At 74.0% G+C, this 12949-nt stretch carries 11 protein-coding genes and 1 pseudogene; 7 read left to right on the top strand and 5 right to left on the bottom strand.

Annotated elements, in window-relative coordinates; translation table 11 throughout:
• Nucleotides 1-10: 10 nt before the first annotated feature.
• From IEZ13_RS05210 to IEZ13_RS05200, 3 genes and pseudogenes are all read right to left on the bottom strand, one after another.
• The gene (locus IEZ13_RS05210) at nt 11-1786 is read right to left on the bottom strand and encodes a DNA polymerase Y family protein (protein ID WP_229794465.1); all 1776 of its coding nucleotides are present in this window, start codon (nt 1784-1786) and stop codon (nt 11-13) included.
• A gap of 457 nt (nt 1787-2243) precedes the next feature.
• Nucleotides 2244-2886 (bottom strand): annotated as a pseudogene (locus IEZ13_RS05205) (hypothetical protein); the annotation flags it as partial.
• A 446-nt stretch (nt 2887-3332) separates the two neighbouring features.
• The gene (locus tag IEZ13_RS05200; RefSeq protein WP_183217371.1) at nt 3333-3830 is read right to left on the bottom strand and encodes an SAV_6107 family HEPN domain-containing protein; all 498 of its coding nucleotides are present in this window, start codon (nt 3828-3830) and stop codon (nt 3333-3335) included.
• Between the two features lie 485 nt (nt 3831-4315).
• Between IEZ13_RS05200 and IEZ13_RS05195 the strand changes: the two genes are divergently transcribed.
• The 7 genes from IEZ13_RS05195 to IEZ13_RS05165 all read left to right on the top strand — a co-directional run bounded on the left by IEZ13_RS05195 (nt 4316) and on the right by IEZ13_RS05165 (nt 10345).
• Nucleotides 4316-5122, top strand: a complete 807-nt coding sequence (locus IEZ13_RS05195; RefSeq protein WP_183217369.1) for an SDR family NAD(P)-dependent oxidoreductase — start codon at nt 4316-4318, stop codon at nt 5120-5122.
• A gap of 30 nt (nt 5123-5152) precedes the next feature.
• On the top strand, nt 5153-5626 hold the full coding sequence (locus tag IEZ13_RS05190; RefSeq protein WP_183217367.1) for a YbaK/EbsC family protein: 474 nt from the start codon (nt 5153-5155) through the stop codon (nt 5624-5626).
• Between the two features lie 99 nt (nt 5627-5725).
• On the top strand, nt 5726-6361 hold the full coding sequence (locus IEZ13_RS05185; protein WP_229794508.1) for a monooxygenase: 636 nt from the start codon (nt 5726-5728) through the stop codon (nt 6359-6361).
• The gene (locus tag IEZ13_RS05180) at nt 6358-6915 is read left to right on the top strand and encodes a GNAT family N-acetyltransferase (protein WP_183217363.1); all 558 of its coding nucleotides are present in this window, start codon (nt 6358-6360) and stop codon (nt 6913-6915) included. The genes IEZ13_RS05185 and IEZ13_RS05180 overlap by 4 nt, the downstream gene beginning before the upstream one ends.
• Before the next feature lie 3 nt (nt 6916-6918).
• Nucleotides 6919-7644 carry a carotenoid biosynthesis protein gene (locus IEZ13_RS05175; protein ID WP_183217362.1) on the top strand — a complete coding sequence of 242 codons (726 nt, stop codon included), beginning with the start codon at nt 6919-6921 and terminating at the stop codon, nt 7642-7644.
• On the top strand, nt 7641-8723 hold the full coding sequence (locus IEZ13_RS05170) for a glycosyltransferase family 2 protein (RefSeq protein ID WP_183217361.1): 1083 nt from the start codon (nt 7641-7643) through the stop codon (nt 8721-8723). Before IEZ13_RS05175 ends, IEZ13_RS05170 begins: the two co-directional genes overlap by 4 nt.
• A gap of 185 nt (nt 8724-8908) precedes the next feature.
• A complete protein-coding gene (locus IEZ13_RS05165) occupies nt 8909-10345 on the top strand; it encodes a phytoene desaturase family protein (protein WP_183217360.1) in 1437 nt (478 codons plus the stop codon).
• A gap of 34 nt (nt 10346-10379) precedes the next feature.
• On the opposite strand, the gene IEZ13_RS47415 is transcribed toward IEZ13_RS05165, so the two are convergent.
• Both IEZ13_RS47415 and IEZ13_RS05155 read right to left on the bottom strand, forming a co-directional pair.
• Entirely contained in the window at nt 10380-12098 is a 1719-nt protein-coding gene (locus tag IEZ13_RS47415; protein ID WP_183217359.1) for a substrate-binding domain-containing protein, read from the bottom strand.
• A 95-nt stretch (nt 12099-12193) separates the two neighbouring features.
• Nucleotides 12194-12949, bottom strand: a complete 756-nt coding sequence (locus IEZ13_RS05155) for a class I SAM-dependent methyltransferase (RefSeq protein WP_183217358.1) — start codon at nt 12947-12949, stop codon at nt 12194-12196.

Below are 12949 nucleotides of genomic sequence, written 5' to 3'. Positions count from 1 at the left end.
AAACTCCTGCTCAGTCATAGACGGCCTCGACCATCCAGTGGCCACCGGCGAGGGTCAGCAGAAGCGCGCGCCCGTCCGCGAGCGCCATCTGGAACCGGGCCCGCCGCCGCGACTCCCCCGCCGCCCACCAGCGCTCGTCCACCGGCCACGGCCCGGCCCAGCCGGTGATCGCCACCGGCTCCCGCCGGCCCACCGTCAACGTCGCGGGAGCCCCGGTCAGCTCGAGCCGCGCGCTGACCCCGACCGCCCGGCCCTCCGCGTCGGCGACCGCGGCCGGCAGCGGATGCCCCAGCACCACGGCCGGCGAAGGCCGCGGCAGCCGCCCGGGCCACGGCGGCAGGGCCGCCGGTTTCCGCCCGGCACGCCGGCGCTGGCCGGCCCGCACCTCGACCATGGCGAACCCGTCCGCACCGGAGGTCTCGACCCCGTTGGAAGGCTCCGCCCGGAGCCCGCCCACCAATCTCAGATGGGAGGCCCGCGGGGCGTCCAGCCGCAACGGCGGAGCCACCGCCCTCTCCAGGACCGGAACCGTCTCGATGCCGGGGATCGGCTCGGCCTGGCCGGCGACCGGTCGTTCCGGTTCCCGTTCGTCGCCCCAGGGCACCAGCCGCACCCGGTCGTCCGCCGACCGGCCGCCGCTCAGCACCGGCGTGACCACCGCTTCCGGGCCGAGCAGACCCTGGACCCGGCTGAACGCCCGGTGCGCACGGTCCCGTTCCGCTCCGGTCTCACCCCAGAGCCCCGGTTGCAGGCCGACGTGAGCCAGCACCCCGTCGGGCACCAGCCGCAACCGCACCAGTCCCGCGGTGGGCCGTGCCGTCCTCCCGCGCCGGGCGCCGGTGAGCCAGCCGTCCAGCTGCCACCGCACCCGCTCGGCGATGGCGGCGGCCCCGAGCAGACCGTCGTGCCGCCACACCCGGAACAGCTCCTGACCGTCCGCTGTGACCGCCTCCACCCCGAGCCGGGTGCACGCCAGCCCGTGCGCGGCCAGCCTGTCGTGCAGGCGTTCGGCCAGCGCCCGCCCCGCGAAGGCCGCCACGTCCACCCGGGCGAGCGGCTCGTCGTAGGTCTCCTCCACGGTCAGATCGGCCGGTGGCCGCCGCACCGCGAGCGGCCGATGATCGCCCCCGGAGGCGAGCCGGTGCGCCAGGGCCCCGGAGAATCCGAACCGGGTCAGCACATCCCCCGCCGGCAGCGCCGCGAAATCACCGAGCGTCTTGACCCCGAGCCGCTTCAGCAGGTCGGTCAGCTCCGGCTCTTCAAGAGCCTCGACCGGTACGCCGGACAGAAACTCCCGGCTACCCCCCGCCTCGACGATCCGTCCCGCCCGTGCCGCGATCCCGGCCGCGAACACTCCGTCGGCGAGCCCGATCTGGCACTCCACCGCGCACTCCAGGGCGACCTGCTCGACGATCCGCTCGGCGGCCGCCTCCTCCCCGCCGAAGTAGCGGGCCGGCCCTCGGGCGGCGACCGCACAGGCCCCCGGCCGGATCACCTCGACCCCGGCCACCACACCTTCGATCGCGACCACCACCGGCTCGAACGCCCGTGCGTCCCGCCCCGGATCGTGCTCCACGACCACCAGTTGCGGGCAGCGTCCCTGCGCCTCCCGCCGCCGGAGCCCTCGCCGCACACCTTCCCGCCGGGCCGCCTCGGAACAGGCCAGCACCCGGTTTCCGAACATCACCGCGACCGGCTCGGCCCCCGGCACCCCCGCCACGATCTCCGCGGCCACCACCGGCCAGTCCGGGCACCAGACCAGCAGGGTACGAACAGCCGCTTCCACTAGGTCCTCCCCGGCGCACACGTCAGAGCAGGCCCGTCCGCCCCCGGCAGGGCCGATCCCGACGCGGGCGGCGAGCCCTCACCGGCCGAGGAGGAGACCGTCCGGCTCAGCAGGAGCGGCACAGACCCCGAAAGCCGCCGAGACGCCTCACCCGAGGAGGACGGCGAAGACCCCGAGAAGGGCGGAACCGCCGAGACCGAGCCGGGCAACGCGGGCGGGGAGAACGGCCGAGCCGGCACAGATCCTGAAGCCGGCACAGATCCCGAAGCCGGCACAGGGCGCACGGAGGCCGGGAAGCCCGACGAGGACGGCGCGTGCTCGGAGGGCGCCGGGCACGACGCGGCGGGGGTGGGTGGTGGGGGTGCCGAAGACGGCGTGATCCGCTCGGGCGGGGTGCCCGGGGGCGGCTCGGGGAGCGTGGACGGCGGGGGCGGCGGGATGGTGTCCCGGACCGTGACGCCCGGCATCCACATGGTGATCTCCCGAGGCCGGGTGGCCGCACCCCGGCCGCGGGACACGACGGTGACCTCCCGGCGGCGCAGCCGGCCCCGGCCGGATCCGAGACCCTCCCACCGGCCCTTGCCGACTTCGAGGGTCACGTCGGCGCCGGCCCAGTCACCGAACGGCACCAGCACGCTTCCCCGCTGCCGGGCCCGCGCGGCCAGCCGGCTGGTGACGGACGCCGACACCGGCCCGGGAACCGCCGCGACCACCACGTCCACGCCGTCGATCAGCGCGGCCACCACGGTGGGCCAGTCCGGCCCCGGGTCGGGCACCAGTGCGAGCCGCTCCAGCACGATGCCGCTCTCCGCGGCGGCGAGCGCGCCCAGCGCGGGCACTCCGACCACCGCGCACCAGGAGCCGTTCCGCGAGGCGGCCGCGAGCAACGCCAGCATCAGCGAGGTCCGGCCATTGGCGGGCACGCTCTGCCCGGCGGCGACGGCCACCGTGCTGCCCCGCCGGAGCCCGCGCCCCGGCAACAGCCCGCTCAGCTCGGGCGCCACCGGCAGCAGCCGGTGCGCCCCCGGTTCGCCGGTCCCGGTCGCCGTCCGGACCAGCTCCGCGAGGGCGGCCGCACCATTGATCATGCGCCCTGCCACGTCATGCCCCGCTCTATCCCACAATCCCCGTCACATCACTGCCCACCCGGCCACCGCCGGCGCTCAACCGCCGAACCGCCCACCGAGCCCGCCCAAGAAGCCCCCGCCCACCGAGATCTGACCTGCCGGGACCCGAGCTGCCGGGACCCGAGCTGCCGGGGCTAGGGCCACGGAAACCGGGCCACCGAGATCGCGCCTGCCAAAGCTCGTGCCGCCGAAGCCCGAGGCCGCGGAGAGCCAGGCCGTCGAAGCCCGGAGCGCCGGGACGCGGGGACCTGGTTGCCGGGGGGCTCGAGCCGGTGCGAAGCAGCCGTCGACGCCCCTCGTGGAACGCGTCCGGTGAGGCGAGCCGCACCGGGCAGGGCCGCCGCTGAGCCGGGTCTACCCGGGTCGGGCGGCCGGCGCGCGGCCGAGGGAACGGCCGGCCCACGACGGCGAGCGGGCGGTCACGCGGCCAAGGGTGGCTGGTACGCCAGCCCGAGCGCGGACTCCGCCACGGTGACGAACTGCTCGGCGGCGCGCAACAGGTCGTCGGCCTCGCGGGCGCTCACGACATGGGGGATGCCGGCCTCGGCCGCCGCGCGCTTGCCGGCGCCGAGCGCGAAATAGCCGGCCCAGTCGCTGAACTCGGGCGCCACCAGAACCAGCAGGGACCAGACACTGGTCGCGCGGCTGCGGCGGCCGGGCGCGGCTGGCCGGGCACGGGCGGCGAGCAGGGCGGCGGCCGCGCGCAGGGCGGCCAGATGCGCCGCCGCGTAGCGCAGCCCGTCAGGGGTGGTGTGCGCCGCCTCGATCAAGCCCGCCCGGGCGAGCGCCAGCAACTGGGACGGTGTGCGGTGCGGCAGCATGTGAGCCGGGACCGTGGGCGAATCCGCCCGGGGGGCCGCGCCGGCGCTCGCCGGACCGGGAGCCGCCGTGAGGCCGGGGGCCGTGGTGCTCGCCATCGTCGTATCTCCTCGCCTGTTCCGCATCCGACGTGTGGGTCGAACCGATCGCTGCGGAGGAAGACGCAGCATGCCGTGCCGGGAACCGGGGCTCCGAAATGGGCAGCCGGAGCCCCGGCGGGCGGCCCGTCCGAGCCGCCCGGCGGCAAGCCGGCCGGGTGTGAAGCTTCCCCACACCACACCCGGCCGGCACCGCCGGCGGGTCCGTCGCCCACCACCGGGGGTCGGGGGTGGCGAGCGACGGCCTGCCTTGAGGCCCGGACCCGCGAATGCCCGGACCAGGGTGTGCGGCGCTTCGCGGGCCACCGCACCCGGGACACGTGCCGCGAAACACGATCCCGGAGCCGAACGAACACCCTTTCGAACATCCGTTCTAACTACCGCAGAGACTAACACCCCCCTCCGACAAAAAGGCAACCTTCACGGCGTCGCGCCACCGGCATTTTCGAACGGATGATCGACGGCTTCGTGACTACCATGGCGGCATGGCGACGATCGTGGTGACCGGGGCGAGTTCCGGGGTGGGCCTGGCCGCGGCGGAGCGGTTCGCCGCCCGCGGCGACGAGGTGGTGCTGGTCGGCCGCGATCCCGGTCGGCTGGCCACCGCCGTCGAAAGGGTGACGGCGGCAGGAGGGCGGGAGCCGGCCGCCTTCCGGGCCGACTTCGAGAGTCTCGCCGAGGTGCGCGCCCTGGCCGATCAGCTGCGCGCGGCCTATCCACGGATCGACGTGCTGGCGAACAACGCCGGTGGCATGGTCGGGGAGTTCCGCCGCACCGGCGACGGCCTCGAGGCCACCATCCAGGGCAATCATCTGGCGCCGTTCCTGCTGACCGGCCTGTTGCGGGAGCAGCTGCAGGGCGGCCGGGTGGTGAACACCGCGTCCCGGGCGCACCGGCACGGCAGCCCCGATCCGGAGCGGCTCGCCGGCGATCCGGAGAGATACAGCTCGTGGCAGGCCTACGGGGCGAGCAAGGCGGCCAACATCCTGTTCACCGCCGAGGCGGCCCGCCGCTGGCCGGAGGTGTTCAGCGTGTCCTTCCACCCGGGTGTGGTGCGCACCAACTTCGGCACCGGCCGGGTCACCCGGCTCTTCTACCGTTACGCACCCTTCCTCGTCACCCCGGAGAAGGCCGGTGAGCTGCTGGTCTGGCTGGCCACCACCCCCGAGGCCGAGCTGGTGGACGGCGGCTACTACGTGGGCCGCACCGTCACCCGGCCGGCCGCCCACGCCGGCGACAGCGCACTGGCCGCGCGATTGTGGGAGGCCAGCGCCAAGGCTGTCGGTAATTGACCGAAGCGGACAGTCGGGCAGGATGAGGCGATGCAGAATCATCCCAACGTCGTCGCGGTCCGGGAGGCGCTGAGGGAAGCGGGCGCCGACGTGACCGACATCGTCATCCTCGACGAGGCGGTGCACACCGCGGCAGCGGCCGCCGCCGCGCTGGACGTGACGGTCGGCCAGATCGCCAACTCGCTGATCTTCGACGCCGACGGCGAGCCGCTGCTGGTCCTGACCTCGGGCGCACACCGGGTGGACACCGCCAAGGTGGCCGCCTCGATCGGCGTGACGAAACTGCGCCGCGCCACGCCCGAGTTCGTCCGGGAGCACACCGGCCAGGCGATCGGCGGGGTCGCCCCGCTCGGCCATCCGAAGCCGGTGCGCACCCTGGTCGACGTCGATCTGGAGAGCTATCCGGTGATCTGGGCGGCCGGCGGCGTACCCCGGTCGGTCTTTCCGATCACCTATCCGGAGCTGGTCCGCGTGACGGCCGGAAGCCCGGCGGAGGTCGCGTAGCCGGAGGCCCGGCAGAGGCCGCGGTACCGTGGCGCGGTGACCGATGATCTGGTCAGCCTGCACGTCTGGCGGGTCCCGCGGCAGGCCGTCGGCTCCGCCATGCTGCGCATGGCCTTCGCACGCCGCCATCTCGAAGCCCGCCGCCATCTCTCCGGGGTCCGGTTCGGCCGATTCCTGGGTACGGGCACCGGCTCCACCTTCGGCCCCGGCGACACCGACCTGACCCGCTGGGCGGCAATCACCGTGAGTGACCGCCCGGTGCGGTTCCCCACGTGGGAGAAGATCGCCGTGAAGCAGGTGCGGGTAGACCTGGAACCGCTGGTCAGCCGCGGTGAGTGGGGTGGCCGGAGCCCGTTCCGCGCGACCGGTCGCCGCCCGGACGGGATGGTGCTGGCGCTGACCCGGGCCCGGTTGCGGCCGTCCCGGGCGCTGCGGTTCTGGCGGGCGGTGCCGGCGGTGGCCCGGGAGGTGGCGGCCGCTCCGGGGCTGCTGGCCCGCTTCGGGGTGGGTGAGGCGCCGATCGGCTGGCAGGGCACGGTCAGCGTGTGGCGCGGCGCGGCGGATCTCACCGCGTTCGCGTACCGTCAGCCAGAACACCGCGCGGTGATCGCCCGCACCCCCGCCGACCGCTGGTACGCGGAGGAGCTGTTCGCCCGTTTCGCGGTGCTGGACATCAGCGGCGACCGGACCGTGCTGGGATGGACCGCTGACGAAGAGGAGCGGACGACGCGATGAGGCTCGTTGCTTGGCAGCCGGATGACCTGCTGCGCCGGCTCGACGACGTGGTGGCGGTCTACGGCGAGGCGATGGGCTACCGCAAGGAGCTGTTGCAGACCCGCCGCGGCTACATCGGCTCGCACGCGCGGCGGCCCGGGTTCCGGGCGGTGGCCACGCTGACCGCGGAGGGCCGGGTCGCCGGGTTCGGGTACGGCTACACCTCCGCTCCCGGCCAGTGGTGGCACGACCAGGTCCGGTCCGCGCTCGACGAGCCGGCCCGGCATCGGTGGCTGGCCGACTGTTTCGAGGTGGTCGAGCTGCACGTCCGCCCGGCGGCGCAGGGTCACGGGATCGGCGCCCGGCAGTTGCGTGCCCTGCTGGCGATGGCCGAGGGCAGGACGGTGCTGCTGTCCACTCCGGAGGCCGACGAGCAGACGTCCCGGGCCTGGCGGCTGTACCGGCGGTTCGGGTTCAGCGACGTGCTGCGCCATTTCCTGTTCCCGGGGGACGAGCGGGCGTTCGCGATCCTCGGGCGGGAGATCCCGATCGTCGAGCGGCAGGCCGGCGGTTGATCGGTGTGGTTCCTGCTCGGCGGGCTGGTGCTGGCCCAAGTCTGGTATCCGCTCACCACCGGTGACACCCGTGCCGGGCTGACCGTGGCCACCGTGCTGATCGGCGTGCTGCTGTCGGTGACGCACGCGCTGCTCAGCCGTGGGGTGCGGGCCGCGGCCGCGCTGATCGGCACGGCGATGCTGGGTGGTTTCGCGGTCGAGGCGATCGGGGTGGCGACCGGTTTCCCGTTCGGTTCCTACCACTATTCCGGTCAACTCGGGCCGAAGCTGCTGGGCGTACCCCTGATCATCCCGCTGGCCTGGACCTGGATGGCCTGGCCGGCGTGGCTGGCGGCGCTGCGCGTGGCCGAAGGGCGCGCGGCCCGGATCGTGGTCGCGGCCGTCGGTCTGGCGGCCTGGGATCTGTTCCTCGATCCGCAGATGGTCGCCGAGGGTTACTGGCGCTGGCACGATCCGGTTCCGGCGCTGCCCGGTGTGCCCGGCGTCCCGATCGGTAACTACCTGGGCTGGCTCGGGTTCGCGCTGCTGCTGATGACGGCTCTGTCGTTCGCGGCCGGGCCCGCCGTGGCTACGCCCGGTGACGGCCCGATGCTGGCGCTCTGGTTGTGGACCTACTTCTCGTCGGTTCTCGCGCACGCCGTCTTCCTGGGCCTGCCCGCGTCAGCGATGTGGGGTGGCGTGCTGATGGGCGCCGCCGTCCTACCGCTGCTGCCCCGGCTGCGCGCATGATCGTCTGGCTCGCGCTGGCGCCGTTGCTGCTGCTCACCGCGCACACCGCGGTCAACGCGCTGCTGCTGCGCCGCCCGCACCGGGACGCGATCACCGGCGAGCGGGTCGCCGTCCTGCTGCCGCTGCGTGACGAGGCCGGGCGGGTCGCCCCCTGCCTGGAGTCGCTGCTGGCCCAGCGCGGCGTCCCGGACCTGACCGTCCACATCCTCGACGACGCCTCCACCGACGGCACCGCCGACGTGGTCCGGACGATCACCGCCGGGGACGAGCGGGTACGCCTGCTCACCGGGGCCGCCCCGCCCGCGGGCTGGCTCGGCAAGCCGAACGCCTGCCGGCAACTGGCCGACGACGCCGCGGACGCGGACGTGCTGGTCTTCGTCGACGCGGACGTGGTCCTGGAACCGGATGCGATCGCCGGGGCGGCCGGGCTTCTGCGGCGTGCCGGGGTGACGCTGCTCTCGCCGTACCCTCGGATCGTCGGCGCCGGGCGGCTGGTGCAACCGCTGTTGCAATGGTCCTGGCTGACGTTTCTGCCGCTGCGCGGCATGGAGCGCTCGCCGCGGCCGTCGCTGGCCGCCGCGGGCGGGCAGTGGCTGGTCCTGGATCGCGCCGGCTATCAGCGGGCCGGTGGCCACGCCGCGGTCCGCGACGACGTGCTCGAGGACATCGGCCTGGCCCGCGCGGTGAAACGCTCCGGCGGCCGGATCGCGCTCGCCGACGGGTCCCGCCTGGCCACCTGTCACATGTACGGCTCCTGGCGAGAGCTCACCGACGGTTACGGCAAATCGCTGTGGGCGTCGTTCGGCTCCGCGTTCGGCGCCGCCGCCGTCGTGGTCCTTCTCCTTCTGCTGTACGCCGTGCCGGTGCTGTTCCTGGTGAGCCCCTGGTGGGACGTCGCTCTGGCCGCCTGCCTGCTCGGGGTGACCGGCCGGGTGATCAGCGCGGTGGCGACCGGGGGCCGGGCCGTCCCGGACGCGTTCACGCACCCGCTGTCGATCGTGCTGTTCGGCTGGCTTGTCGCGCGCTCGTTCCACCGGCGGCGCCGGAATCTGCTCACCTGGCGCGGCCGTGCTCTCTGACCTCGACCCGGCAGGTCCGCCCGGCGGCGCGTCACGGCCTGGACCCGCGAAGAGCTCGCCGGAGCTTCCGGGGACGGGCCGAGTGCGGTTGGGGGCGGCTTTCCGCGTACCCCCAAAGAAAACGCACCCGGAGGAATGCGCGGCACCCAGGGTGATCATGCTGGGAGCGTGCGGGAGGCGATGCGGTGAGTGAGATCGTGGTGATCGGCGCCGGGGTCGGCGGGCTGGCCGTGGCGTTGCGGCTGGCCGCCGCCGGGCATCGGGTGACCGTGCACGAGCGGGCGGCGCGGCCGGGCGGGAAGCTGGGCGTCCACGAGCGGGACGGCTACCGTTTCGACACCGGCCCGAGCCTGCTCACGCTGCCGGACGTGTTCGCCGACCTGGGCCTGGGCCTGCGGCCGCAACCGCTGGATCCGGTGGTGCGGCACGTCTTCCCGGACGGTGTGACGCTCGACTCGTCCTCCGATCACGGTGTCTTCCTGGAGCGGATCGGCGCGGCGCTGGGCCCGGAGGCGGCCGCGGACTGGGACCGGTTCTGGCGGCGGGCCGCGCGGATCTGGCACGCCTCGTGGGAGTCGGTGTTGCGGCGTCCGGTGAGTGCCGCGTCGCTGGCGCGGCTCTCCTGGCGGGTGGGTGATCTCGCGGCGATCGCGCCGTGGTCGTCGCTGCGGGCGCTGGGCCGGCGCTACCTGCGCGATCCGCGGTTGCGCATGCTGCTGGACCGGTATGCCACCTATACCGGGACGGATCCGCGCCGCGCGCCCGCGGCGCTCGCCGCGATCCCCTACGCCGAGCTCACGCACGGTGGGTGGTATCTGCCGGGCGGTCTGGTCACGCTCGGTGACTCGCTGCACGCCCGGTGCGCCGATCATGGGGTACGGGTGAGGCTGCGCTCCGAGGTGACGGCGATCGAGGCGGACCACCGGGTGCGCGGCGTGCGCCTGGCGTCGGGCGAGTTCCAGCCCGCCGACGTGGTGGTCTCCAACGTGGACGCGATCACCCTGTACCGGGATCTGCTGCCCGCGCCGAAGCCGTTGCGCGGGCTGGCCGACCGGAGCCTGGCCGGATTCGTGCTGCTGCTCGGCGTGCGCGGGAAGACCCCGGAGCTGGCGCATCACACGGTGTTCTTCCCGGCCGACTACGACGCGGAGTTCGACGCCGTCTTCGGGGCGCCGGGGCGGCGGGCGCGGCCGGTGGACGATCCGGCGGTGTTCGTCACCCGGGCCGACGATCCGCTGGTTCGCCCGGACGGCCGGGAGGCGTGGTTCGTGCTGGTCAACGCGGCACGGCAGGGCACCGAATGGTCCGCTGTGGACTGGCGGCGGCCGGGGCTGGCCGAGGCCTACGCGGATCACGTGCTGGCGGTGCTCGCCCGGCGCGGGCTGGACGTGCGGGGGCGGCTGGAGTTCGCCGAGACGCGTACGCCGGCCGACCTGGCCGAGGCGACCGGGGCGCCGGGCGGGGCCATCTACGGAACCGCGGGTGGGCTGCTGCGGCCCGGCAACCGGGGGCCGGTGGACGGGTTGTTCCTGGTCGGCGGGTCGGTGCATCCGGGCGGTGGGCTGCCGATGGTCACCCTGTCCGCCCGGATCGTCGCCGATCAGATCGGCCCGGCTCGTTGATCGGCGGCTCGCGCCTTAGTCGGCGGCTTGCGTCTTAGTTGGCGGCTCGCGCCGCGAGGAAGGCCTTGGCCATGGCGGAGGCCAGGTCGGCCGGGTTCTTGGCGGCGATCGCCTGGCCGCCGGTGGCCTTGGCCATGCTCTGCAACGCGGGCATGTTCGCGTCCGGGCCGTAACCGACCGCGATCACCGGGACCGGCCGGGCCGGGTCCCGGCCGGCCGCGAGCCGCTTCTGGAACTCCTGCTGGGACATGGCGAACCTGGTCCCGCCGTCGGCGCCGTCGGTGAGCACCACCACGACCGAGGGCCTACCGGACTTCACCTCATCACGCATCGCGTCGACACCGTCGAGGACGGTCTGGTAGAGCGGCGTGCCGGCGTTCGACTGCGGCCGGTACGTCTTGATCTTCTCGGTCAGGGCGTCCCGCCGCTTCTTGCCTCCGGCGTCCCCGTTGATCGGCCCGAACGACACCTCCTCGGTGTGCGCCGGACTGTTCGCGGTGCCGGCCCCGAAATACCACATACCGATCGTGGTGTCCCGGTTGAACAGCTGGGCCGCGCTCGCACCGGACTCGCGGAGCAGGGACGCCTTGGTGGCCGGACCGCCGCCGATCTTCTCGTTCATCGAACCGGAGGCGTCGATCAGAAGCAGCACCTGGAAGGCGAGGCTCTGGAAGCCGGCCCACTGCCGGGCCGGGTCGAGCAGGGCCTTGCCGGTGCCGGGCAGGCGGGCGCCGCCGGCCGTCGGCTCGGTACGGAAACCGGCCTCGGTGAGCGCCTGCTTGGTGATCGCGGCGCGCAGCCGGTCGGCCAGGCCGGTCTTGGCGCCCTTGCGGATCGCGTACGGGTAGTCGGCCTCGACCATGCCGTCGGAGGGCGCCGCACCGGTGAGCGCCACCCGGTGCCCACCCTTCTGATAGGCGAGGAGTTGCTGCTCGATCGCCGGGAAGACGCCGACGTCGTAGACCGCGGAGGTGGTGTCGGACTGCGCGGCCATCCGGCCGAGCAGGCGGCCCGGGTCGGCGGCGGCGTCGGTCAGGCGGCTGCGCAGGGTGAGCGCCCGGAGCTGGGCGATGCCGGGGTCCCTGGCGGCCAGGGCGGTGGCCGCGTGCACGCCGTGGACGCTGAGCAGGCCGGTGGTGGTCGTCAGTGGATCGGACATGGTGGCCACCGGGATCCGCTCGCTGGCGACCCCCTCGATCAGCTCGTTCCAGGTGGTCTTGCCGTCCTTGATGTACAGACTGCCGATCGCCTCGGGCGCGGTCAACATGATCGGCGAGTACGCCAGGGTGGCCCCGGAGGTGCGGAAGGCTAGCTCGTTCTCCTCGGCGATGCGCAGCCAGGCGCTGCTGGACGGCACCCAGACGTCCGGCTGGTCCACCGCGGCGAGGGTGACGCCGGGCTCCTCGGCCCGGACCAGGATCGGCGCGCAGCGCTGCCCGGGCGGGTTGAGGGTGACGGCGGCGGCCCGGATCACCGGCTCGATCTCGGGGGCCGCGGCCACGGTCAGCTCCGGGTCGGGGCAGGGCGCGACGCTGGGCTGGGTCGACGACGGCAGCGGGGCGGCGCTGGGCTGAGTGGCCGGCTGGGCGGAGCCGTTGCGCATGAGCTGCCAGGCGACCCCGCCGGCGACCAGCAGGACCACGATCACCAGGGCGGCGGAGAGCAACATGCGGCTGCGAGCCTGCGGGGGTTCGTCGCCCCAGTCACCGTGGTGCGGCGGGGGCAACTCCCTTGGCCACTCGTTGTCGGACATGTCACCCAACCCCGTCGTAATGGTCGGTACCGATGCGTGCCGGATAGTAGTCCGGGATTCATGTCCCGCAATGGTTCAACGGGTAAAGCGGCACATCACGGCAGCATTCGAGGCTCAGCGATCGCGATCACTATCAGTTCACCGTCCCCGCTGAGCCCGGGTGGCTCACGGCCCCACCCGCCGTAGATCTGATCCACCCGGAAACCGGCAACCCGCAGCGAGTCGCGCAGCTGGACCTCGTCGCGGAAGCGGTGGGCGGCCGAACTGGTCAGCTCCAGCCCGTCGTCGAACCGGTAGTGATGGACGACCGACACCACGTCCTTCTCGGTCGAGGCGACCTCGCTCCACGCCTCCACCACCGAGCCGTCGGCCAGCACGATGTCCCGCCGGGTGTCGTCCGGCGCCCACCCCCGCCACGGCAGGCCGGCCGGGTCACGGCTGTCCAGGACGAGCCGCCCGTCGGTGACCAGGGCGCCGCGCATCCGGTGCAGCGCCCCGGACCAGTCCTCGTCGGTGACGATGTGCTCGGCGACGTGACCGGTCATGAAGGCGGCGTCGAACGTCCCGCCCGGAAGGTCCTCGAAGGACCCCTGGAGCCAGCGGACCCCGGCCGCGCCTTCTTTCCGTCGGGCCGCGTCCAGCGCGGCCCCGGCCGGGTCGACGGCGGTCACCTCATGGCCGGCGCCGGCCATCGCGATGGCCAGCCGCCCGGTGCCGCAGCCCATGTCGAGGACCCGCGGCGCGGTGCGCTCAGCGAGCACCCGCATGAAGAAGTCGTCCTCCCAGCCCCACAGGTGCTCGATGTCGTAGACCTCGACCAGCCGGGGATGCCGGTACTCGCCATGCCACAC

The organism is Actinoplanes campanulatus, assembly GCF_014647795.1.
Classification (GTDB): Bacteria; Actinomycetota; Actinomycetes; order Mycobacteriales; family Micromonosporaceae; genus Actinoplanes; species Actinoplanes campanulatus.
This window is presented reverse-complemented; position numbering and strand designations above follow the sequence as displayed.